The following is a 21,796-nucleotide window of genomic DNA, read 5'->3' on the forward strand; positions in this document are numbered from 1 at the left end:
CCTTGCCGCCCGTTTCAGGGTTGATGGTGGATGACATCCAGAGCAAAACGTTTACCCAGCCGGTAGTCATCCAGGCAGTGCATGACTACCGGGCTGCGGTGTTGCAATGCACAGGCGGCGATCTCATCGTAAGTAAGCCAGTGCGCGCTGACAATGCCTGTATCGAGTTTTTCTGCCGGATGATGGCGCAGCGCACGCGCGGCAAAGGCAAAGCGCAGCCAGGTAATGTCGCTGTCCGGCTTGTCCACCATGTAGATGCCGACCAGGTGTTGTAATTCCACCTCCCAGCCGGTTTCTTCGCGGGCTTCGCGGATGGCTGCGGCAAACAGGCTTTCGCCATGTTCCAGATGGCCGGCCGGCTGGTTGAAGCGCAGGCCGTATTCGGTTTCTTCTTCCACCATCAGATAGCGGCCCTCATGTTCGATCAGGGTGGCTACCGTGGTATTGGGCTTCCATTGCATGGGATGTCCTTTAATGTAATTGACAATCGTTATTGTTTAAAAATAAGATATCGATAATTATTCTCATTTCAGGTTGCTGCCATGTATGTCTGCTTGTGCAATGCCGTCACCGACAGCCAGATCCGCCGCGCGGTGGAAGAGGGCGCTACCCGCATGTGCGATCTGCGCGCCGAGCTGGGCGTGGCAGCCGATTGCGGCAAATGTGCCTGCTGTGCCAACCAGTTGCGCAAGGAAACCCTGCAGCAGCTGGGGGCTGGCCATCCGGCCCGCGAAGCGGCCTGATGAGGCTTGTTGAAGTACTGGCAGCGCCGGCGCGGCGTTAGCAGCAATGAAAAAGGGGGCCGCAGCCCCCTTTTTCACGTCTGCCGTCCACCTATTTGGCGGCACTGGCTGCCTTGGCCGCAGGGGCTGAGGCGGTCGGTGCCGGGTCTTCCTGCTCTTCCCACGGCAGGTTGACCTTCTTGCTGTTGATGGCCAGGTTGCCACCCTTGTAGTTGAGCTGGGTGGAAATCTGCCCCTTGTCTTCGTTGATAAACTTTTCGTCCTTCCACTGCGCCAGCTGGCTGTCCAGCAGGCTGCGGGCCAGGTCTTCCACTTCACTCATGTTCGGCTGCACTTCGGCACTCTGATCCACCATGAACAGGGTACGCGCCTGGGCTACCACCAGGTTTTCCAGCGTCTTGCGCGGCAGGCTGAGCTTGGCTTCCACTTCAAAGCGCTTGAGGAAGGCGGTGGAGTTGTTCAGGTCTGCTTCTTGCAGGCCATTCAGCCCCAGGCTGCCTTGCAGCGTGGTTTCGCCACTGGGCATCTTCAGGTAGAAGTCGTTGATCACCAGCTTGGGGTTGTTGGTGAGCAGCGGAATGCCGGTGTGTTTGATGGTGTCGATGTACTGCTTGCGCAATACCGCCGGGTCCACGCCTTCGAACGGAATCTGGCTGATTGCCTGATCCAGCTTCAGCAAGGTGGGGCCGTGCAGGTGATTGGCCGACACATCCAGCCGCATCGGACCATAGCGCTGGTCGTTGTAGTTGAATTCGGCAAAATCCAGCTTGCCACGGGTATTGATGAATTCATCCTGTTCGCTGCTGACGATCTGGTAGCGGAAGTTCTTCAGCGACACGGCCGACGGCTTGAACTCGCCGGACGGGTTGATGAATTCGCCCACGCGCATGCGCGTCATCAGGTAGACCAGTTCGTTCAGCTTGATGCTGTAGGGAACGCTGTCCTTCCAGTTGAGCTGCACATTACCCACGGTCAGTTCGCTGGTGCCCAGCTTGATGCCGGTCACGCCAGGGCGGATGTCGGACACATAGCGCACACCATCAAACGCCACACTGCCCTTGCTGGAGGCTTCCAGCAGGAAGCCCGGCGAATTGGCTTCGGTCTTGTATTCCTTGTAGCCGGAGGCGTAGTCCAGCTTCAGGTCAAAGCCTTTCCATTTCATCTTGACGCCGGACAGGGCTTCTTCGTAATCGAAGGACGGAACGTTGACATTCAGTTCGCCGCCGCCGCCAAAGCCCAGCCGGTTGGTGACGGTAATTGGGTCCTTGTCGCCAAAAAAGGTCTTGAGCGTCTTGCGGGTGGCATCGCTCATGGCAAATTCCGTGGTGACCAGCGCGCGTGCAGGACGGAAGTCCAGGCTGGACAGGCCGGGGAAGGGGCCATGCTTGATGTGGTGGGTGAACTTGATGGTGGAGTTCAGCAGCGGCTTGAAGTTGTCCGGCAGCATGTTTTCATACGGCCCGGACAGGCGGCGGTTGAACTCCAGCTCGGTGGTTTCGGTGGAGGAGAACCAGCCACGGTCATAGCTGTGGGATTTCACCTTGAACAGCGGCAGGCTGGCCAGCATCTTGTGCTGTTCCTCCAGCGTGTCCTCGGCTTTCATGCCAGCCCAGAAGGCGGCGGCCCCATTGAACACCAACAGGCCACCCAGAGTGGCTCCCGCAATAATCAGACGTCGTTTTGGCAACACAAGCGTTTTTCTGAAGGGTGTGTGGAATAAGGCCCTATGGTACACCAAGCGCGCCACAAGTCGAACCGTAGAAAACAGTCTGACACTGTCGGATCAATTGGTTAAAATGGAGGATTGTCCAAATTACAAGGTTGCCGGCCCTCATGCATTGGCTTAACGGTTTGCTTGATCTCCCGTGGTGGGGATATATCGTTGCTGCACTGATCCTGACGCATATCACTATTGTGTCGGTCACCATCTTCCTGCATCGCCATCAGGCGCACCGCGCGCTGGACCTGCATCCGCTTGCCAGCCACTTTTTCCGCTTCTGGCTGTGGCTGACCACCGGCATGGTCACCAAGCAGTGGGCGGCCATTCACCGCAAACACCATGCCAAGTGCGAAACGGCAGAAGACCCGCACAGCCCGCAGATTCTCGGCATCAAGAAAGTGCTGTGGGAAGGGGTGGAGCTGTACCGCGCCGCCTGCAAGGACCAGTCCATCATGGACAAGTTTGGCCATGGCACCCCGGACGACTGGCTGGAGCGCAAGCTGTATGCGCCGCATTTCGGCAAGGGCATCATCTTGATGCTGGCCATCGACCTGTTGCTGTTCGGGCCGGCGGGTTTGTCGATCTGGGCGGTGCAGATGCTGTGGATTCCGTTCTGGGCCGCTGGTGTCATCAATGGCCTGGGCCACTGGTGGGGTTATCGCAACTTCGAAAACGAGGATGCCTCTACCAACCTGATTCCCTGGGGCATCATCGTGGGCGGCGAAGAGCTGCACAACAACCATCACACTTTTGGCACCTCGGCCAAGCTGTCCTATAAGTGGTACGAGTTTGACATCGGCTGGATGTATATCCGCCTGCTGGAAATCTGCCATCTGGCCAAGGTGCGCCGCGTGGCGCCGCGCCTGGCGCAGGATGCCAGCCGGACGCAGCTGGATCTGGAACATCTGCAGGCCATCATCTCCAACCGCTACGCCATTGCCTCGCGTTATGCCCGTGAGCTGAAAGAGGTGTATCGCAGCGAGCTGGAAAAGATCAGCCTGCCGGACATGGATGACATGACGCGCAAGATGAAGGTATGGCTGAAGCAGGATGCCAAGGACACGCCGTCTTGCGACAAGGCGCAACTGGCTGTGGTGCTGCAACATAGCGAAACCTTGCATACCGTCTACACCATGCGTCAGGAGCTGTGCCGCTTGTGGGAGCGTTCCTCGCTGAGCCGCGAGCAGTTGCTGCATGAGCTGCAGGATTGGTGCCAGCGCGCCGAGCAGTCCGGCATTGCCGCACTGGAGCGTTTTGCCCAGAGCCTGCGCATGACCGCAGTGGCTTGAGCAGCCGCTTTGCCACACACAGAAAATCCCGCCGCTGGCGGGATTTTTCATGGGCAGGGCAGTATTACTCGGTAATGCTCTGGTTCCAGTAGGCCTGCTTGATATAGGGCTTGGCGGCCAGCTGGGCGGCAATCTGTTCCAGCACGGCCGAATCGGCCGATGTCGACAGCAGGGTGGCGGTGATTTCCACATCGTCATCACCAAACGGCTCGACATTCATATCGCCCAGCGGGTACTGTGCCTGCTCCAGCAACTGGTCAATCAGGGTGAAGGCCAGCTTCTGCTGTTCGTCTTCGCTGATCACACATAGCTGGTAGGTGACTTCGCTGTGCTCGTCGTCGAGCGGGGTACGGTTGATGGAGTTCACCACCGGCCGCAGCAGGGTGTTGGCCGCCAGTACGAACACGGCGTCCAGCAGGGCTGCATCCAGCAAGCCGGCCCCGGCACAGGCACCGGCCGCGGCCGAACCCCACAAGGTGGCGGCAGTATTCAGGCCGCGTACATTCAGCCCTTCCTTCATGATGGTGCCGGCGCCCAGAAAGCCCACACCGGATACGACATAGGCCACCACATGGGTGGCACCGTCATTGCCACCCAGCCGCATGGCCAGATCAACAAATGCGGCCGCGCCCACGGCGACCAGGGCATTGGTGCGCAGGCCGGCGGTACGCTGGCGCACCTGGCGCTCGTAGCCAATGGCCGAGCCGAGCAGGAAAGCCGTCACCAGGGCGATGAAGGAGTGGGTAAAGATAGAAAAATCGAAGTGCATGCAGCCCTCCTGTTGTTATGGTCTGGTGCAGGCATATGTGTAACAGCTGGCGATTGCAATCTGACGAAACCGCCAGCTGTCATGCGGGATGGCAGGACCGTGGCGTCCTGCCCGTGTGTTACAGCATGGAAGCCACGACCTTATAAACCACCATCCCCATGGCGATCAGCAGATAGCCGCGCAGTACGGCCATCCACAGCTTGTTGCGCTGTGACAGCACCAGCGGCGGCAACTTCTCCAGTGCCGGCATGCGCCAGGTATGCAGGTGATGCAGATCGACTTTGCGCGCCTTGTGCTGCGGAACCTGGCCCTTTTCCATTTCTTCACGGGCATGCAGCACGTTCACCACGATGGCAATGATCAGGCCGATCACGCTGCCACCGATCAGGATATTGCTGATGGTTTCGCCCGACATATCGGGGAAGACCACTGCCGCAGTCAGGATGATGGACAGCAACACCAGGACGGCCACGATGATGGCAGACAGGATGTTGATGAAGCGGCCATTCACCCAGGGGCCCAGCACATCCTTGTCATTGCACAGCAGCAGCAGGAATACCGTAGCGCTGGGCAGCAGCACCCCGGCCAGGGTCTGCACGGCGTTGGTCAGCAGGCCGAGCGGCACTCCCGGCAGCAGCACCAGTGCCGCCGCCAGCACGATCAGGCCGCAGTACATGGCATAAAAACCCTTGGCGTCGCCCGGCTTGCGGTGCAGCGAGTGCTTCAGGCTCAGTACATCCCCCAGCGCATAAGCAGTGGACAGCGATACCGCCATGGCGCCGATGATGCTGGCGTCAATCAGGGCAATGGCAAACAGCGTGCCCGGCAGGCGGCCATAATATTTGGCCAGACCGCTGGCTACCGCCCCGGCATCCTGGAAATTGCCGAATTCCGGATGGCCCATGAACACCTTGGCGGTAAAGGCAATCATCGCCACGGCACCAATCACCACCAGCGCAATGCCCAGCCACAGATCAGCCCGCTCATAGGAGATGAAGCGCGGGGTGATGCGCTTGTCGATGATGTAGCTTTGCTGGAAGAACAGCTGCCAGGGGGCCACCGTGGTGCCGACAATGCCGATGATCAGCAGCATCACGTCGGCCAGTTTGCCACCGGCCGGCATCTGCGGGATCAGAAAGTCATGGGTCACCTGGGTCATGGGCGGATGCACCATCACCAGGATGGGAATCAGCAGCAGGCTGCCGGCCACCAGGATCAGCGAAAAGCGTTCGAAGCGGCGGAAGTCCCCGGTGCTGGCTGCCAGCATGATGAAGACTGCTGCCAGACCGACACCAACCACCTTGGGCACGCCCAGGAAGCTCATGCCCAGGCTGATACCGATGAATTCAGTGACGATGGTCAGTGCATTGAGCAGGAACAGGTCGATGGCGCTGAATGCTCCCCAGAATTTGCCAAAGCGTTCCAGAATCAGCCGCGCATGGCCAACACCGGTGACTGCGCCCAGACGCAGCACCATTTCCTGGTTCACATAAAGCACGGGAATCAGCAGCGCCAGTGTCCACAACAGGCTGGTGCCGTAGTTTTGTCCGGCCTGGGCATAGGTGCTGAAGGCGCCAGCGTCGTTATCGCCGACCATCACGATGAGGCCGGGGCCCAGGATGGCCAGCAGGGTTTTGAACTTGGCCAGCCAGCCCTTGCGGGCGTCGGTGTCGTTATGGCGGATGGTGCCGAGCGCGCCGCGGATATCGCCGATGTGGGCGCTATCGAGCACGGCGGCCTGGTTTTCGTTTTTGGACATGCAATACTCCCTGGGTATGCTTTTGCAAGCATTAGGCAGCAGAAGCCGGCAGTTCTGAGCGCATAGATGTGTTTTCTTGCGGGCAGGCAAGAGAAGATATCTAGGCATCCTGAAACAGGGCAATCGCTGCAAGATCGATATGGTGTGGCCGGGAAGGCCGGCGTGCGGGGAGGTCGCACTGGGGGAAGGGAGGCGGACAGGGGGAGGAGGTCGGTGGCTAGTGCATCCTCAACCGCCCTGGCGGCGCCTTGCCGCTCAGTACGACCGCGCTACTGGGGTAGGGGTCCATGTTTGTCCTTTCTTTGCCGCAGGCTGGGCAATTTCAATCAAAAAAACTTCAGTTTCAGTGCCTGTAGCTTGCCGGCGAGGCAGGCCCACAGGCTTTCGTCTTCCTGGTACAGCTTGAAGTTGTCCGGCAGGGTGACTTCGCGCTCCTGGCTGGAGGAAAGCAGCATGGCGTAGTGCATGATCAGACTCCTGGAATGTTCCGGGTAGTGCTTGATCGCGATCATCTCAGGCGATGGTGGCACTTCCCGTTTGGCAAAATGGCGTAACGGTACGGCAATCACATCGGCAACTGTCTGATGGCATGGCGGCTCCTTTCCGTCGCGTGGACGTGGCTGGGTAAGGCAGTGTTGCCCGGGGCTGCGGTCAGTCAGCCCGGATGCAGGTCCTGGCTGGTGGGGTGCGTCGTGAGCAACAGCTGCGCAATGGCACGGGCAAGCGGGCGCTTGAGGCAGATCAGCCGGCGATACGATATCGGGCCGAAATATGCCGTCACTGCGGCTAGGCAAAAAGCCATGGGCCTGCATGCCGGGCTGGGCGCAAGACTGTACTACTGGTTTTTAGGGGGTGTGCTGCAAGAAAACTGGAAGCGCACCGGCCTGCTTATTCGGCAGAGCGGCGGCGAAGGAATACGACGCGTGTCTTACCGAGTAAACTGAAAACGTTGTTGACGACTCTGGCAGTCCAAGGCAGTAAACCTGAGAAATTGGATAGGCCGGATTCTATTCCCATGCTTTTTGCCATGTCAACGCTGCTTTTATGTTTTTTTGTGCTTTCGCCAAAATAGCGCGCGGCAAGCCGGCTGGAAGGGCGATTGATGCCGCTGTGCTATTGCAAACTGGCTTTCAGAACGCGGTATTCTCGGTAAAATCGCGCTTTTACCCACCATCCGTAGCAAGAGGGAAGCAGCATGAGCATCTATCGTCACAAGCAGGGCGCACGTCTGGCCGAGGCGGCCGTTTGCAATGGCATGATTTTCCTGGCGGGCCAAGTGCCGGAAAACACCGAGGCCGATGCCCAGGCGCAGACCGCCAATGTGCTGGCCCAGATCGACAGCCTGTTGGCCGAGCTGGGCTCGGACAAGAGCAAGATTCTGGATGTGACCATTTTCCTGGCCAGCCTGGCTGACTACGACGCCATGAACGCCGCCTGGGATGCCTGGGTGCCGGCGGGCAATGTGCCGGCGCGTGCCACGGTGGAGGCCAAGCTGGCCAACCCGGCGTGGAAAGTGGAAATCAAACTGGTGGCTGCCAGCTGATTCTGTGCACTGGCTCAAAAAAACCCGCTACGGCGGGTTTTTTCTTGTGGGTCGCTGCTTGCTCAAAAGCTGCCCTGATAAGGCAGGCGGTCTGCCGGCGGCTTGCCGGCGATGAAATCACGACAGGCCTGCAGCACGCTATCAGTCAGGTCGGCGCGCTGCGCGCTGACCGGCAGCACCGGCAGACTGCGCATCCAGGTCAGCTGGCGCTTGCACAACTGGCGGGTGGCGGCTATGCCGCGCTCGATGAATTCGGCTTCGCTACACTCGCCATCCAGATATTCCCAGGCCTGGCGATAGCCGACGCAGCGCATCGAGGGCAGGTCGGGGGTGAGTGCCGGGTAGTCCTGGCGCAGACGGCGTACTTCGCCAAGAAAATCCTGCTGCAGCATCAAGTCGAAGCGCTGGGCAATGCGCTGGTGCAGCCAGCTGCGTTCTTCCGGCACCAGTGCCAGCGGCAAGCAGTTAAAGTCGGCCGCGGCTTCCTTGCCCCGGGCAATCAGGCTGGACATGGTCTGGCCGCTGAGCAGGCAGATTTCCAGTGCACGGTGAATGCGCTGCGCATCGTTGGGATTGAGGCGGGCGGCGGTGTCCGGGTCCAGCATGGCCAGCCGGGCATGCATGGCTGGCCAGCCAATGCGGCTGGCTTCGGCATCCAGTTGGGCGCGCAGCGCGGCGTCGGCTTGCGGCAGATCGGACAAGCCTTCCAGCAAGGCCTTGTAATACAGCATGGTGCCGCCCACCAGTAGCGGCATATTGCCACGGCCACGGATTTCGCTGATCAGCCGGTTGGCATCGGCATGAAACTGGGCGGCGGAATAAGTCTCCAGCGGGCTGATGATGTCGATCAGGTGGTGCGGGCAGGCGGCCATTTCCTCAGCGCTGGGTTTGGCGCTGCCGATGTCCATGCCGCGATACACCAGGGCCGAATCCACGCTGATGATTTCCACTGGGAAATGGCGGGCCAGCTCCAGCGCAAGGCCGGTCTTGCCGGAGGCGGTGGGGCCCATCAACAGGATGGCATCAGGTGTCTGTGACATGGCGTGGTCTTGAGTGCTGGCAGGGTCCGGGGCGGGATTGTCGCATAGGCAGGGTCGTCCTGGAACCGCTTTTTAGTTGCCCGGTGCCAGCAGGCTGGCGGCGTAGCTGTCCAGTTGCTGCAGGATGGCCTGCTGGGCTGGCGTCAGTTCGCGCTCGCGCACGGCTGCCATTTCCTGCTGGAACTGCGCCAGACTGCGGCCACCCAGCCCTTCATCCAGCTTGTGCCGGCACCATTGCTGCCAGCGCTGGCTCTCCTCGCCCGACAGGCTGCCAGGGAAGTTGCGTGCCCGGTAGCGGAACAGCAGGTCGCCCAACTGGGCATCTTCAAAAAAGGCCATTTCGCTGGTGAGCTGGGCGGCAGATTTCAGCCGCAGCTTGTTCAGCACCTTGCGGTCGTTATTGCTGACAAAGCCGCCATACAGGTTTTCGTCCACATCACGCGCCTCGCCGGCTTCGCGGCGGTAGACCTGGCGCCAGATGGGCGTGAGGTCGGGCAGGGTGGCGGCGCTGGCGGCATGGGTCTCGATCACTGCCATGTCCATGCCCCAGTGGCGGGCGCGATCCTCGCCCAGTACCTTGAGATTGGCCACGACAAAGGGCGACTTGTTGATGTGGATGGTCTTGAGCGGCAGCCGTGTCATGCCTTCCGGCAGATCTTCCGTGCGGGTATAGATGCGCTGGCGGATGCTGTCGGCGCTCATGCCGCGCAGCATGGCCGGATCAAATGCCAGGTCCCACACGATGACCTCATTGCCGTTGGTTGGGTGCTGGGCCAGCGGCCAGACCATGGCCATATTGCCGCGCTCCACACCATACATGCCGGACACATGCAGCAGCGGGCGCGGCTGGTGCAGGTTCAGCTGCGCCTTGACCGCGTCTTTCTTGCGCAGGGTGAGGTAGTAGTCGAACAGCTTGGGCTGCTTTTGCTTGATCAGCCGCGCCAGCGCAATGGTGGCGCGCACATCGGACAGCGCGTCGTGCGCGGCTTCGTGTGCCAGACCGTTGGCGGCGGACAGGTGTTCCAGCTTGAAGCTGGGGCGGCCATCTTCGTGCTGAGGCCATTCAATACCTTCCGGGCGCAGGGCATAGGTGGCACGCACCAGGTCCAGAATGTCCCAGCGGCCACACTGGTTCTGCCATTCACGCGCATAGGGGTCGATCAGGTTGCGCCAGAACAGAAAGCGGCTGACCTCGTCATCAAAGCGCAGCGAGTTGTAACCCACGCCGATGGTGCCGGGGGCGGCCAGCTCGCGTTCGATCACCCCGGCGAATTCGTGCTCGGCCACGCCATGAGCCAGACAGTGCTGCGGGGTGATGCCAGTGAGCAGGCAGGCCTCCGGCGCGGGCAGGTAATCGGGGGCCGGCTGGCAGTACAGCATCACCGGTTCGCCGATTTCGTTCAGCTCGGCATCGGTACGTATCCCGGCAAACTGCGAAGGGCGATCCTGGCGCGGCACGGCGCCAAAGGTTTCATAGTCGTGCCAGAAAAAAGTATGCATGGAGGCTGTCACTTGGTGGGTGGCCGGGCCTTGAGTGTGGCAGCGATGTGCGCACGGGCCAAGGCGCGGCGGTGGGCGGCTTCAGTCTGCCTGATGAAAACAGCGGCCGCAGACGGCGCGATAGCGCGCTTCGCCGCCAATCTCCACTTGCGGGCCCTCTACCACCCGGCTGCCATCGGCAGCGATGCGGATATGCATGGTGGCCTTTTTGCCGCAGGTGCAGATGGTCTTGATTTCTTCAATCTCCTCGGCCCGGGTCAGCAGCCAGGTGGAGCCGGGGAAGGGGTGGCCCTGAAAGTCCACCCGCAGGCCAAAGCAGATCACCGGGATATTGCGGGTATGCGCCAGCCGGTGCAGCTGGCATACCTGCTGCGGGCTGAGAAATTGCGCTTCGTCCAGCAGGATGCAACTGATGCCGGCCAGGTCTACGCTGAGGAAATCGGTATCACCGGCGAAGGTGTGAGCCTGGCGCTGGATGCCCAGCCGCGAGGAAATCATGCCCACACCAAAGCGGTCGTCGATGGCGGCGGTATATAGCGCCACCTGCTTGCCCATGCTCTCGTAATTATTGGCGATTTGCAGCAGCTGGGTGCTCTTGCCGCTGTTCATGGCGGCGTAGCGGAAAAACAGTTTGGCCATACGTCTGTTTCAGATAAAAGTGGTTCAGCGCCCGCGCATGAACAGATTGTCGAGGTCTTTCATACCCAGCCGTGACCAGGTGGGGCGGCCGTGATTGCACTGGTTGGAGCGTTCGGTGTTTTCCATGTCACGCAGCAGGGCGTTCATTTCGGTCAGCGTCAGCTGGCGGTTGGCACGTACCGCGCCGTGGCAGGCCATGGTAGCCAGCAGTTCGTTGCGGCGTTCGGTCAGCACCTGGCTGAGGCCGAATTCACGCACGTCTTTCAGCACGGCGCGGGCCAGATCCACCGGATTGCCATCCTGCAGCCATACCGGCACACCGCGCACGGCAATCTGGGTGGGGGAGAGCGGAGCCAGCTCCACGCCCAGCTGTTTCATCTGCTCGCCATGCTCGTGCACCGTGGCCACCTCCATGCGGTCGGCGGCAAAGGATACCGGCAGCAGCAAGGGTTGCATGGGGATGGTGTCGGCTTCCAGCGCGGTTTTCAGCCGTTCGTAGACAATGCGCTCGTGCGCGGCATGCATGTCGACCACGATCAGCCCGTCTTCGCACTGGCTCAGGATATAGACCCCGTGCAACTGGGCCAGGGCAAAGCCCAGCGGTGGAATGCCCTCGCTAGCCTGTGGCAATGCCTGCAGCTGGGCCGGCGACAGCATGGCTGGCAGCTGGTCGAGCACCGGCGTATTGGCGGGCAGTGCATGGCGGCTTTCTTCTTCGCGCAGGCCGGAGAACATCTTGTCGTAAGTGCCGATGGCCTCGCGCGCCACATGCAGCGGGATGCTCTGCTGCTGATAGCTGAAGGGGCGCACCGGCGTATGGCCGCTGGCACTGCTGCCGGACGTTGCGGTCGACAGCGGGGCGCGTGGCGGAAACAGGGCGGCTTGCGGCGCGGCGGCGTTGCTGCTGGTTGGCGCGTTCTGATTGATCTCACCCTGGGCCGGCACCGGGGCGCTGCTGCCGGCGGTAGTGGCGGCGAGTGCCTTGTTGATGCTGTGGAACAGAAACTGGTGGATGGCCTGGCTTTCGCGAAAGCGCACCTCGATCTTGGTGGGGTGCACATTCACATCCACCCCGGCCGGGTCCATCGACAGGAATAGTGCATACACCGGGTGGCGGTCGTGATGCAGCACATCGCGATAGGCCTGGCGCAGCGCGTGCTGGGCGGTTTTATCACGCACGAAGCGGCCATTGACATAGAAATACTGGGCGTCGCGACTGGCCTTGGAATAGGTGGGCGAGCCAATAAAGCCGCTCAGCGTCATGCTGCCGGCGGAGGTTTCCACCGCAATGGCTTCGCTGATGAAATCCTTGCCCAGCAAGGCAGCAACGCGGTCGGCCAGGTCTTGCGCCGGCAAGCGCCAGATCACCTTGCCATTGTGGCGTAGTAAAAATTCGACCTGCGGGTGCGCCAGGGCAATGCGTTCGAAAGTGGCTTCGCAGTGGGCGTATTCAGTGTTTTCGCTCTTGAGGAATTTGCGCCGCGCCGGGGTGTTGAAGTACAGGTCCACCACTTCGACGCTGGTGCCCGTCGCATGGGCTGCCGGCTCCACTGGGTGCAGCTGGCCATCGATGGCGATGATCTGGTAGGCGTGGCTGCTGTCGGCCGGGCGGCTGGTCAGGGTCAGCCGCGATACCGAGGCCACGCTGGCCAGCCCCTCGCCACGAAAGCCCAGGGTGCCCACCTGTTCCAGGTCGTCCAGTGAAGCGATCTTGCTGGTGGCGTGGCGGTCCAGTGCCAGCGGCAGATCATCTGCAGTAATGCCGCTGCCGTTGTCGGTGACGCGAATCAGCTTGATGCCGCCCTGCGCCAGATCGACGGTGATCTTGCTGGCACCGGAGTCCAGGCTGTTTTCCAGCATTTCCTTGAGGGCGGAGGCGGGGCGTTCCACCACTTCGCCAGCAGCGATCTGGTTGACGAGGTGATCTGGGAGCTTGTGAATGCGTTTCATATGCAGGCCATGATAGTGCCGGACTGGCTGAAAGGGTAGGGCAATGGCCCCGGCATGGGGCCGGGGCGTTCAGCTGATCTCGATCAGCCGCGACGTGCAGCGCGCTTGTGGCGCCATACTTCGATGATGGCCGGCAGGAAGGAGACGAAGATGATGCCGAAAATCAGGTATTCCAGATTCTTGCGAATGAAGGGCAGATTGCCGAAAAAATAACCGGCATAGCAGAAGCCAGCCACCCACAGTACGGCCCCGGTCACGTTGTACACGGTGAACTGGCGATAACCCATGCTGCCAATGCCGGCCACAAAGGGCGCAAAGGTGCGGATGATGGGCACGAAGCGGGTAAAGATGATGGTCTTGCCGCCGTGCCTGTCGTAGAAAGCATGGGTCTTGGCCAGGTATTCCGGCTTGATCAGCCGGGGAAAGCGTTGCAGCAGACGCGCGCCCAGATGCCGGCCGATGGCGTAGTTGACGCTATTGCCCAGAATGGCGGCCAGTGTCAGCAACAGGACCAGCAGGTGGGCATCCATCTTGCCCATGGCCGCCAGTGCGCCGGCAACGAACAGCAGCGAATCGCCCGGCAGGAAGGGCGTGACCACCAGCCCGGTCTCACAAAAGATGATGAGAAACAGGATGGCGTAGATCCATACCCCGTACTGAGCGACCAGCTGGGTCAGGTGGACATCGATGTGCAGGATGAAGTCGAGCAGGAAAGTGATGGCTTCCATGAGTCACCGTGGTGGTTGGCTGTAAGCGGATAAAAAACCGGCCGGACAAGCCGGCCAGTGTGCGTTGCTACAGGGCGTGCTCTGGCTCAGACCACGGCTTCCTCTTTCGGTTTGACCGGCTTGACCATGTGCTCGCGGCTGACACCCAGCCACAGCGCGATCGGGCTGGCAACCAGTACCGAAGAGTAAATGCCGAAGATGATGCCGATGGTCAGCGCCATGGCAAAACCATGCAGTGCCGGGCCGCCGAATACCAGCATCGACACCACCATCATCTCGGTGGAGAAGTGGGTGATGATGGTACGGCTCATGGTGGCGGTAATGGCGTTGTCGATGATGCTGGCGGTGGTCTTGCCACGCAGGCCCGGCTTGCGGAAGTTCTCGCGGATACGGTCGAACACCACTACCGATTCATTCACCGAATAGCCCAGCACCGCCAGTACGCCGGCCAGTACGGTCAGTGAGAATTCCCAGCGGAAGAAGGCAAAGCAGCCCAGGATGATCACCACGTCGTGCATGTTGGCGATAATGGCCGACACGGCGAAGCGCCATTCGAAGCGGATGGCCAGGTAGGCCATGATGCCCAGACACACCAGGATGGCGGCAGTCAGGCCATGGGTCACCAGCTCCTCACCCACGCTGGGGCCGACAAAATCGACCTTGCGCAGTTGCACGGTGCTGTCCTTGGCCTTGAGCAGGCTCATCACCTTGTCCGATAGCTGGGCCGAGGTTGTACCCGGCTTGTTCGGCAGGCGAATCATCACATCACTGCTGCTGCCCAGGCTTTGCACGGTGGCTTCGCCCAGCTTCAGGCTGTCGACCGAATCGCGGATCAGGTTCAGGTCGGCCGACTGTTGGTATTGCACTTCCAATACCGTACCGCCGGTGAATTCGACACTGTAGTTAAGACCGCGCGTGGCCAGGAAGAACACGGCAAGAATGAAGGTGACCAGCGAAATTGCCGTGGTCAGCCTGCCGTAGCTCATGAACGGGATGTCCCGTTTGATGCGGAAAAGCTCCATGATCTGTCCTGTCCTTATTTCTCAGGTTTCCACACCTGGCCAATGGCCAGCGAGGTCAGTTTGCGACGGCGACCGTACCACAGGTTCACCAGGCCGCGCGAAACCAGCACTGCCGAGAACATCGAGGTCAGAATGCCGATGCAGTGCACCACGGCAAAGCCGCGTACCGGGCCGGTGCCGAAAATCAGCAAGGCCAGGCCGGCGATCAGGGTGGTGACGTTGGAGTCCAGAATCGTGGCCCAGGCGTGGCCGTAACCGGCCTGGATGGCCGAGTGCGGCGGTACGCCATTGCGCAGTTCTTCGCGGATGCGCTCGTTGATCAGCACGTTGGCGTCAATCGCCATACCCAGTGCCAGCGCGATGGCGGCAATGCCGGGCAAGGTCAGCGTGGCCTGCAGAATGGACAGGATGGCCAGCAGCAGGAATACGTTGACAGCCAGCGAGATGGCCGAGAACACACCGAACACGCCGTAGTAGATCACCATGAACACCGCGATGGCAGCAAAGCCCCACAGGGTGGAGTGGAAGCCCTTCTCGATGTTTTCCTTGCCCAGACTCGGGCCGACGGTGCGTTCTTCGATGATGTTCATCGGTGCGGCCAGCGAGCCGGCACGCAGCAGCAGGGCGGTGTCATTGGCTTCTGCCGGGTTCATGCTGCCGGAGATTTGCACGCGGCCACCACCGATTTCCGAGCGGATAACCGGAGCAGTCACCACTTCGGCACGGCCTTTTTCCACCAGGATCATCGCCATGCGCTTGCCGATGTTTTCCGCAGTCACCTGACGGAAGATGGAAGCGCCGGTGGAGTCCAGGTTGATGTGTACTGCCGGAGCGCCGTTTTCATCAAAGCCGGCTTGCGCGTTGTTGATGTTGTCGCCGGTCAGCTCGACATCTTTCTTCACCAGAATCTTGCTGTCGCCATGCGAGGTGGCTTCGTCCAGCAGGTCGTAGCCAGCCGGAATATTGCCAGCCAGTGCGTCGCTGACCTTGCCTTGGTCATCTTCCACCATGCGTACTTCCAGCGTGGCAGTACGGCCGATGATGTCCTTGGCACGGGCGGTATCCTGGATGCCAGGCAGTTCCACCACGATGCGGTTGGGGCCGGCCTGCTGGATGATGGGTTCGGAAGTGCCCAGTTCATTCACCCGGTTGTGCAGGGTGGAGATGTTCTGTTTGACGGCATCACCCTGAATCTTGGTGACTTCTTCGGGTTTTAGCGTGGCGGTCAGCTTGTAGGCGGCATCATCGCTGCTCACTACCAGGGTAGGCAGGGTGCGGCTGACCACATTTTGCGCGGCCTTCAGGGTGTCGGCATCACGCAGCTGCACTTCCAGCACATTACCGTTGCGCTTGATGCTGCCGTAGCGCACTTGCTTGTTCTTCAGCTCGCGGCGGATATCGCCGGCGTAGCGTTCCATGGTCTTGTCGATGGCAGCCTGCATGTCCACCTGCAGCAGGAAGTGCACGCCACCGCGCAAATCCAGACCCAGGAACATGGGGTAGGCTTTCAGGTCGGCCAGCCACTGCGGCGAGGCCGGCAGCAGGTTGAGCGCGATGATGTAGCTGTCGCCCAAGGCGTGCTGGATGGCATCGCGTGCCTTGATCTGGGTATCGGCATCCTTGAAGCGGATCTTCAGGCTGCTGCCGTCCAGGTACAGACCGTCCGGGCTGATGTTCTGGGCTTTCAGTGCCTCTTCCACGCGGCCCATCAGGGCAGTGTCCACGGTGATGGACTGGCGGGTGCTGGAGACCTGTACCGCAGGAGTCTCGCCGTAGAAGTTGGGTAGCGTGTAGATCGTGGCAATGATCAGGGCTACCGCAATGACGAGGTATTTCCAGAGAGGATAGCGGTTCATGAGTGATATCGGAGGTAGGAAACGAAACTGACCGCCCGGCTTGCGGGCCGGGCGGCCGTCCTGGGGATTACAGGGACTTCAGCGTGCCCTTTTCCACCTTGCCGGTAACGGCCGGGCGCTGCACATTGATTTCCACGCCATTGGCGATTTCTACAGTCAGGAACTGCTCACCGGTCTTGACGACGCGGCCCAGAATGCCACCCTGGGTAACAACTTCATCGCCCTTCTGGATTTCCGACAGCATCTTCTGATGCTCTTTCATTTTCTTCTGCTGCGGACGAACCATCAGGAACCAGAACAGTACGAAAATGACGATCATCGGCAGGAAAGACATGATGTCAAAACCGCCCGGTGCGGCGCCAGCGGCGAAAGCCTTGTCAATAAAGGGCATGGATTTGCTCCCTTGTTATAGTGTTGATGGTGAAACAAACGGGCCATTGTAGCCACGCTGCGTGTCTTTTCCAACCTTCCGGCCTGAACGCAGGCTCAGACCGGTCGGTGAAGGGGCAGGTTCCCGCGCTTTACGACACGCCGCGTGCGCGCTTGTCGGCGAACTCCAGGCGGAAGTCTTCGAAGCGATCTTCCTCGATGGCCTTGCGCATTTCGCGCATCAGCTCCTGGTAGTAGTGCAGGTTATGAATGGTGTTCAGGCGTGCGCCCAGAATCTCGCCCACGCGATGCAGGTGATGCAGATAGGCGCGGCTGAAGTTGCGGCAGGCATAGCAGGCGCACTCTTCGTCCAGCGGCTTCTTGTCATCCTTGTAACGGGCATTCTTGATCTTGATGTCGCCGTGCTGGGTGAAAATCCAGCCGTTGCGGGCATTGCGGGTGGGCATCACGCAGTCGAACATGTCGATACCGTTGGCCACGCCGTGCACCAGGTCTTCCGGAGTGCCCACGCCCATCAGGTAGTGCGGCTTGTCGGCCGGCAGCATGCCGTTCAGCTCGTTCAGCATGCGGTACATTTCCGGCTTAGGTTCGCCCACCGACAGGCCACCAATGGCATAGCCGTCAAAACCCACCTGTAGCAGGCCTTCCAGCGATTCCTGACGCAAGTCGGTGTACAGATTGCCCTGCACGATACCGAACAGGGCATTGGGGTTTTTCAAGTCGTCAAAGGCACGGCGCGAGCGCTCGGCCCAGCGCAGACTCATCTGCAGTGATTTTTGCGCTGTTGCATGATCCACCTGGCCCGGCGTGCATTCATCCAGCTGCATCACGATGTCGGAGTTGAGCACGGTCTGGATTTTCATCGAGATTTCCGGGCTCAAAAACAGCTTGTCGCCATTGATGGGACTTTGGAAGGTGCAGCCTTCCTCGGTTAGCTTGCGCATGTCGGACAGGCTGAATACCTGGAAGCCGCCCGAGTCGGTCAGGATAGGTTTGTCCCAGCCGATGAAATCATGCAGGCCGCCGAACTGTTCGATCACTTCCAGGCCAGGGCGCAGCCACAGGTGAAACGTATTGCCCAGAATGATCTGCGCGCCGATATCGTTCAGCTCCACCGGGCTCATGGCCTTGACCGAGCCATAAGTGCCCACCGGCTGGAAAACCGGGGTTTCCACAGAGCCGTGGTTGAGTTCCAGAGTCCCGCGGCGTGCGCCGCCAGACGTTTTGTGTACGGTAAACTTCAGCATATGGTGTATTTGTTATGCAAAATCAGCGGGCTAGTATACAGGAAGCAGGCGGCTACGGTGTTTTTGCTAAAAATGGCCTTGCTTTTTTTGGGGGGCGTCGCTAATATTGCCAACTCGACGACAGGCACGTAGCTCAGCTGGTTAGAGCACCACCTTGACATGGTGGGGGTCGTTGGTTCGAGTCCAATCGTGCCTACCAACACTTAGCATGGAGTTATCCCAGGTGAAACACTGGCGAACTACCACAACCCGATATTCTCACGCTAGCTGAGCCCTGCGGGTTGTACCATGCAAAAAAAGAGCGGCTCAGGCCGCTCTTTTTTTTTTACCCTTCGCAATGATATTTCGCCCTGTTTGGAGTTGACATGCCTGACATTCGCCTGCCTGACGGCTCGGTTCGATCCTTCGATAAGCCGGTAACGGTCCATGAAGTGGCTGCGTCCATCGGTACCGGTCTGGCGCGCGCCGCGCTGGCGGGTCGCGTTGATGGCGTGCTGGTGGATACCTCGTACAGCATCGACCGCAATGTCGATCTGGCCATCGTGACCGACAAGGATGCCGATGGCCTTGGCATCATCCGTCACTCTACCGCTCACTTGCTGGCCTATGCAGTGAAGGAATTGTTCCCGGAGGCTCAGGTCACCATCGGACCGGAAATCGAAAACGGTTTCTACTACGACTTCGCTTACAAGCGCCCGTTTACCCCGGAAGATCTGGTTGCCATCGAAAAGAAGATGAGCGAACTGGCTAAGAAAGACATCCCGGTCGAGCGTTACGAGCTGTCGCGTGACGAGGCTGTGGCTTACTTCAAGAGCATTGGCGAGGCCTATAAGGCCGAGATCATCGAGTCCATTCCTGCTGATCAGGTGCTGAGCCTGTATCGTGAGGGTGAATTCACCGACCTGTGCCGTGGCCCGCACGTGCCGTCCACCGGCAAGCTCAAGGTATTCAAGCTGATGAAGGTGGCTGGTGCCTACTGGCGCGGCGACAGCAAGAATGAAATGCTGCAGCGTATTTACGGTACGGCCTGGGCCAAGAAGGAAGACCTGGAAGCCTACCTCTACATGCTGGAAGAGGCGGAAAAGCGCGACCACCGCAAGCTGGGCGTGCAACTGGACCTGTTCCACCTGCAGGATGAGGCACCGGGCATGGTGTTCTGGCATCCCAAGGGCTGGCAGCTGTGGCAGAACGTCGAGCAGTACATGCGCGGCAAGTTGGTGAAAGAGGGCTATCAGGAAGTCCGCACACCGATGATGATGGATGTGGAGTTGTGGAAGAAGTCGGGTCACTGGCAGAACTACAAGGAAAACATGTTCATCACCGAATCGGAAAAGCGCGATTACGCCGTCAAGCCGATGAACTGCCCGGGTCATATCCAGATTTTCAACAGCGGTCTGCGTTCTTATCGTGATCTGCCGCTGCGTTATGCCGAATTTGGTTCCTGTCACCGCAACGAGCCGGGCGGCGCACTGCACGGCATCATGCGCGTGCGCGGTTTTGTGCAGGATGATGGCCATATTTTCTGCACCGAAGACCAGATCAATCAGGAAGCCAAGGCTTTCCATCGTCTGGTGATGGAAGTATACGAGCGCTTCGGTTTTGACAAGGTGTCGATCAAGCTGGCACTGCGTCCGGAAAAGCGTCTGGGTGCGGAAGAAACCTGGGACAAGGCCGAGCAGGGCATGCGCGAGGCGCTGCAGGCTTGTGGTGTGGCCTGGGAGGAATTGCCGGGCGAGGGGGCTTTTTACGGTCCCAAGATCGAATACCACGTCAAGGATGCGCTGGGTCGCTCCTGGCAATGTGGTACCCTGCAACTCGACTTCATGTTGCCGGAGAGTCTGGATGCCGAATATGTGGCCGATGACAACAGCCGCAAGCGCCCGGTCATGCTGCACCGTGCAGCGCTGGGTTCGCTGGAACGCTTCCTCGGTATTCTGATTGAAAACCACGCCGGGGCCTTCCCGCTGTGGCTGGCGCCGGTGCAGATGGTGGTGATGAATATCACCGAAGCACAGGCCGATTATGCTGCGGAAATTGCAGGAGCATTGCAGAAACAAGGCTTCCGCGTTGATCTTGACTTGAGAAACGAGAAGATCGGCTATAAAATCCGCGAGCACAGCCTGCAAAAGCTGCCGTACCAGATTATTGTGGGCGACAAGGAAAAAGCAGGCGAACTGGTTGCCGTGCGCGCCCGGGGTGAAGATCTCGGTCAGCTCACGCTGGATGCATTCATTGCCCGCCTCAAGGCTGAGATGCCAGAGGCCTGATCCGGCAACGGCAGGCATTTGATAGATTAATAGGAGATTTGGCTATAGCTCAGGAACGCGAAGCACGGATCAACGGCGAGATTACCGCTCGCGAGATTCGTCTGGTAGGCATGGAAGGTGAGCAGATCGGTGTTGTTGGTCTGCGTGAGGCAATGGCTCTGGCCGAGGAAAATGATGTCGATCTGGTGGAAATCTCGCCGACCGCTCAGCCCCCGGTGTGCAAGCTGATGGACTACGGCAAGTTCAAGTACGAACAGTCGAAGAAACGTCACGAAGCCAAGCAGAAGCAGAAGCAGGTCCAGATCAAGGAAATCAAGTTCCGTCCGGGCACTGATGATGGCGATTACAACGTCAAGCTGCGTAATCTGACCCGCTTCCTCAATGATGGCGACAAGGCCAAAATCACCCTGCGTTTCCGTGGTCGTGAAATGGCTCACCAGGACATCGGCCTGGCTCTGCTCAAGCGTGTCGAGGCCGATCTGGCTGAAATTGCGACAGTCGAGCAGTTCCCCAAGCTGGAAGGTCGCCAAATGGTGATGATGATTGCCCCGAAAAAGAAATAATCGGGTATAATCGTCTCCTCAATACGGCAGGGTCATCCCTGCCGTGTTGATTTTGTGGGGTGGCAACGCCCCGCGTAAAAGCGTGACGCAGCGGTATCAAGTACCTTCGGGTCACCCTGTGTCTAATCTAACTCAGAAATTCTGCAGGAGTTTTCCATGCCGAAAATGAAGACCAAGTCGAGCGCGAAAAAGCGTCTCAACGTGCTGGGCAATGGCGGTGTAAAGCGCTCTTATGCGTTCAAGCGTCACATCCTGACCAAGAAAACCACCAAGAACAAGCGCCAGTTGCGCGGTACCACCATGGTACACGCTACCAACATGGCTTCTGTTCGCGCCATGATGCCCTACGCATAAGGAGACTGAATAATGCCACGCGTTAAACGCGGTGTAACCGCACGTGCTCGTCACAAGAAAATCCTTGCCCTGGCGAAAGGCTATCGCGGCCGTCGCAAGAACGTCTATCGCATCGCCAAACAGGCGGTGATGAAAGCCGGTCAATATGCATACCGCGACCGTCGTCAGAAAAAGCGTCAGTTCCGCCAGCTGTGGATTGCCCGTATCAACGCCGCTGCGCGTGAAAACGGTCTGCCGTACAGCAAGTTCATGAACGGTCTGAAGAAAGCCGCTATCGAAATCGACCGTAAGGTCCTGGCCGATCTGGCCGTGTTCGACAAGCCGGTTTTCGCTCAGCTCGTTGAAAAGGCGAAAGCTAGCCTCGCTTAATAGCAAGACTGTAAAAGGGGAGGCTGATGCCTCCCTTTTTTTTCATTT

General features: G+C 59.6%; 21 protein-coding genes and 1 tRNA gene. 8 read left to right on the forward strand and 14 right to left on the reverse strand.

Features of this window, described 5'->3' with window-relative positions; genetic code table 11:
• Window positions 1–14: 14 nt before the first annotated feature.
• Complete coding sequence (locus tag EAY64_RS12620; RefSeq protein ID WP_103525103.1) at window positions 15–461, reverse strand: NUDIX hydrolase; 447 nt, start codon at window positions 459–461, stop codon at window positions 15–17.
• A gap of 81 nt (window positions 462–542) precedes the next feature.
• Between EAY64_RS12620 and EAY64_RS12625 the strand changes: the two genes are divergently transcribed.
• On the forward strand, window positions 543–743 hold the full coding sequence (locus tag EAY64_RS12625; protein ID WP_103525104.1) for a bacterioferritin-associated ferredoxin: 201 nt from the start codon (window positions 543–545) through the stop codon (window positions 741–743).
• Between the two features lie 91 nt (window positions 744–834).
• Here EAY64_RS12625 and EAY64_RS12630 read toward each other — a convergent pair whose 3' ends face one another.
• A complete protein-coding gene (locus EAY64_RS12630) occupies window positions 835–2,433 on the reverse strand; it encodes a YdgA family protein (RefSeq protein WP_103525105.1) in 1,599 nt (532 codons plus the stop codon).
• A 161-nt stretch (window positions 2,434–2,594) separates the two neighbouring features.
• Between EAY64_RS12630 and EAY64_RS12635 the strand changes: the two genes are divergently transcribed.
• Entirely contained in the window at window positions 2,595–3,752 is a 1,158-nt protein-coding gene (locus EAY64_RS12635) for a DesA family fatty acid desaturase (RefSeq protein ID WP_233566488.1), read from the forward strand.
• Window positions 3,753–3,816: 64 nt separating this feature from the next.
• On the opposite strand, the gene EAY64_RS12640 is transcribed toward EAY64_RS12635, so the two are convergent.
• The 3 genes from EAY64_RS12640 to EAY64_RS20410 all read right to left on the reverse strand — a co-directional run bounded on the left by EAY64_RS12640 (window position 3,817) and on the right by EAY64_RS20410 (window position 6,747).
• Window positions 3,817–4,521, reverse strand: a complete 705-nt coding sequence (locus EAY64_RS12640; RefSeq protein ID WP_103525107.1) for an MgtC/SapB family protein — start codon at window positions 4,519–4,521, stop codon at window positions 3,817–3,819.
• A gap of 118 nt (window positions 4,522–4,639) precedes the next feature.
• On the reverse strand, window positions 4,640–6,280 hold the full coding sequence (locus EAY64_RS12645) for an NRAMP family divalent metal transporter (protein ID WP_103525108.1): 1,641 nt from the start codon (window positions 6,278–6,280) through the stop codon (window positions 4,640–4,642).
• Window positions 6,281–6,606: 326 nt separating this feature from the next.
• Complete coding sequence (locus EAY64_RS20410) at window positions 6,607–6,747, reverse strand: hypothetical protein (RefSeq protein ID WP_158604693.1); 141 nt, start codon at window positions 6,745–6,747, stop codon at window positions 6,607–6,609.
• Window positions 6,748–7,475: 728 nt separating this feature from the next.
• On the opposite strand from EAY64_RS20410, the gene EAY64_RS12650 reads away from it, so the two are divergent.
• On the forward strand, window positions 7,476–7,823 hold the full coding sequence (locus EAY64_RS12650) for a RidA family protein (RefSeq protein ID WP_103525109.1): 348 nt from the start codon (window positions 7,476–7,478) through the stop codon (window positions 7,821–7,823).
• Between the two features lie 62 nt (window positions 7,824–7,885).
• Here the strand turns inward: EAY64_RS12650 and miaA are convergent, their stop codons facing one another.
• From miaA to tgt, 9 genes are all read right to left on the reverse strand, one after another.
• The gene (miaA, locus tag EAY64_RS12655; RefSeq protein ID WP_103525110.1) at window positions 7,886–8,863 is read right to left on the reverse strand and encodes a tRNA (adenosine(37)-N6)-dimethylallyltransferase MiaA; all 978 of its coding nucleotides are present in this window, start codon (window positions 8,861–8,863) and stop codon (window positions 7,886–7,888) included.
• A gap of 72 nt (window positions 8,864–8,935) precedes the next feature.
• A complete protein-coding gene (gene sbcB / locus EAY64_RS12660; RefSeq protein ID WP_103525111.1) occupies window positions 8,936–10,363 on the reverse strand; it encodes an exodeoxyribonuclease I in 1,428 nt (475 codons plus the stop codon).
• A gap of 81 nt (window positions 10,364–10,444) precedes the next feature.
• Window positions 10,445–11,002 (reverse strand): thymidine kinase, encoded by a 558-nt coding sequence (locus tag EAY64_RS12665; RefSeq protein ID WP_103525112.1) that lies wholly within the window; start codon window positions 11,000–11,002, stop codon window positions 10,445–10,447.
• 24 nt (window positions 11,003–11,026) lie between these two features.
• Window positions 11,027–12,952, reverse strand: coding sequence for a DNA mismatch repair endonuclease MutL (mutL, locus tag EAY64_RS12670; protein WP_103525113.1), 1,926 nt, complete (start codon window positions 12,950–12,952; stop codon window positions 11,027–11,029).
• A gap of 83 nt (window positions 12,953–13,035) precedes the next feature.
• Window positions 13,036–13,680: a DedA family protein gene (locus tag EAY64_RS12675; protein ID WP_103525114.1), complete on the reverse strand. Its 645-nt coding sequence runs from the start codon at window positions 13,678–13,680 to the stop codon at window positions 13,036–13,038.
• A gap of 86 nt (window positions 13,681–13,766) precedes the next feature.
• Entirely contained in the window at window positions 13,767–14,702 is a 936-nt protein-coding gene (gene secF, locus EAY64_RS12680; protein WP_103525115.1) for a protein translocase subunit SecF, read from the reverse strand.
• 14 nt (window positions 14,703–14,716) lie between these two features.
• Window positions 14,717–16,558, reverse strand: coding sequence for a protein translocase subunit SecD (gene secD / locus EAY64_RS12685; protein ID WP_103525116.1), 1,842 nt, complete (start codon window positions 16,556–16,558; stop codon window positions 14,717–14,719).
• 67 nt (window positions 16,559–16,625) lie between these two features.
• The gene (gene yajC / locus EAY64_RS12690; RefSeq protein WP_103525117.1) at window positions 16,626–16,949 is read right to left on the reverse strand and encodes a preprotein translocase subunit YajC; all 324 of its coding nucleotides are present in this window, start codon (window positions 16,947–16,949) and stop codon (window positions 16,626–16,628) included.
• Window positions 16,950–17,079: 130 nt separating this feature from the next.
• The gene (tgt, locus tag EAY64_RS12695; RefSeq protein ID WP_103525118.1) at window positions 17,080–18,195 is read right to left on the reverse strand and encodes a tRNA guanosine(34) transglycosylase Tgt; all 1,116 of its coding nucleotides are present in this window, start codon (window positions 18,193–18,195) and stop codon (window positions 17,080–17,082) included.
• 122 nt (window positions 18,196–18,317) lie between these two features.
• On the opposite strand from tgt, the gene EAY64_RS12700 reads away from it, so the two are divergent.
• The 5 genes from EAY64_RS12700 (at window position 18,318) to rplT (ending at window position 21,748) form a co-directional block, all read left to right on the forward strand.
• Window positions 18,318–18,394, forward strand: a tRNA-Val gene (locus EAY64_RS12700).
• 166 nt (window positions 18,395–18,560) lie between these two features.
• Window positions 18,561–20,462 (forward strand): threonine--tRNA ligase, encoded by a 1,902-nt coding sequence (thrS, locus tag EAY64_RS12705; protein ID WP_103525119.1) that lies wholly within the window; start codon window positions 18,561–18,563, stop codon window positions 20,460–20,462.
• 38 nt (window positions 20,463–20,500) lie between these two features.
• Window positions 20,501–21,025: a translation initiation factor IF-3 gene (infC, locus tag EAY64_RS12710; protein ID WP_103525120.1), complete on the forward strand. Its 525-nt coding sequence runs from the start codon at window positions 20,501–20,503 to the stop codon at window positions 21,023–21,025.
• Between the two features lie 156 nt (window positions 21,026–21,181).
• Complete coding sequence (gene rpmI, locus EAY64_RS12715; RefSeq protein ID WP_045845173.1) at window positions 21,182–21,379, forward strand: 50S ribosomal protein L35; 198 nt, start codon at window positions 21,182–21,184, stop codon at window positions 21,377–21,379.
• 12 nt (window positions 21,380–21,391) lie between these two features.
• Complete coding sequence (gene rplT / locus EAY64_RS12720) at window positions 21,392–21,748, forward strand: 50S ribosomal protein L20 (protein ID WP_103525121.1); 357 nt, start codon at window positions 21,392–21,394, stop codon at window positions 21,746–21,748.
• Window positions 21,749–21,796 lie beyond the last annotated feature (48 nt).

Source organism: Aquitalea palustris (genome assembly GCF_003693445.1).
GTDB classification, from domain to species: Bacteria; Pseudomonadota; Gammaproteobacteria; order Burkholderiales; family Chromobacteriaceae; genus Aquitalea; species Aquitalea palustris.

Coding starts and splice junctions, on each gene's coding strand:
- EAY64_RS12620 (WP_103525103.1), bottom strand. CDS start 461: ATGCAATGGAAGCCCAATACCACGGTAGCCACCCTGATCGAACATGAG.
- EAY64_RS12625 (WP_103525104.1), top strand. CDS start 543: ATGTATGTCTGCTTGTGCAATGCCGTCACCGACAGCCAGATCCGCCGC.
- EAY64_RS12640 (WP_103525107.1), bottom strand. CDS start 4,521: ATGCACTTCGATTTTTCTATCTTTACCCACTCCTTCATCGCCCTGGTG.
- EAY64_RS12645 (WP_103525108.1), bottom strand. CDS start 6,280: ATGTCCAAAAACGAAAACCAGGCCGCCGTGCTCGATAGCGCCCACATC.
- EAY64_RS20410 (WP_158604693.1), bottom strand. CDS start 6,747: ATGCACTACGCCATGCTGCTTTCCTCCAGCCAGGAGCGCGAAGTCACC.
- EAY64_RS12650 (WP_103525109.1), top strand. CDS start 7,476: ATGAGCATCTATCGTCACAAGCAGGGCGCACGTCTGGCCGAGGCGGCC.
- miaA (WP_103525110.1), bottom strand. CDS start 8,863: ATGTCACAGACACCTGATGCCATCCTGTTGATGGGCCCCACCGCCTCC.
- sbcB (WP_103525111.1), bottom strand. CDS start 10,363: ATGCATACTTTTTTCTGGCACGACTATGAAACCTTTGGCGCCGTGCCG.
- EAY64_RS12665 (WP_103525112.1), bottom strand. CDS start 11,002: ATGGCCAAACTGTTTTTCCGCTACGCCGCCATGAACAGCGGCAAGAGC.
- mutL (WP_103525113.1), bottom strand. CDS start 12,952: ATGAAACGCATTCACAAGCTCCCAGATCACCTCGTCAACCAGATCGCT.
- EAY64_RS12675 (WP_103525114.1), bottom strand. CDS start 13,680: ATGGAAGCCATCACTTTCCTGCTCGACTTCATCCTGCACATCGATGTC.
- secF (WP_103525115.1), bottom strand. CDS start 14,702: ATGGAGCTTTTCCGCATCAAACGGGACATCCCGTTCATGAGCTACGGC.
- secD (WP_103525116.1), bottom strand. CDS start 16,558: ATGAACCGCTATCCTCTCTGGAAATACCTCGTCATTGCGGTAGCCCTG.
- yajC (WP_103525117.1), bottom strand. CDS start 16,949: ATGCCCTTTATTGACAAGGCTTTCGCCGCTGGCGCCGCACCGGGCGGT.
- tgt (WP_103525118.1), bottom strand. CDS start 18,195: ATGCTGAAGTTTACCGTACACAAAACGTCTGGCGGCGCACGCCGCGGG.
- thrS (WP_103525119.1), top strand. CDS start 18,561: ATGCCTGACATTCGCCTGCCTGACGGCTCGGTTCGATCCTTCGATAAG.
- rpmI (WP_045845173.1), top strand. CDS start 21,182: ATGCCGAAAATGAAGACCAAGTCGAGCGCGAAAAAGCGTCTCAACGTG.
- rplT (WP_103525121.1), top strand. CDS start 21,392: ATGCCACGCGTTAAACGCGGTGTAACCGCACGTGCTCGTCACAAGAAA.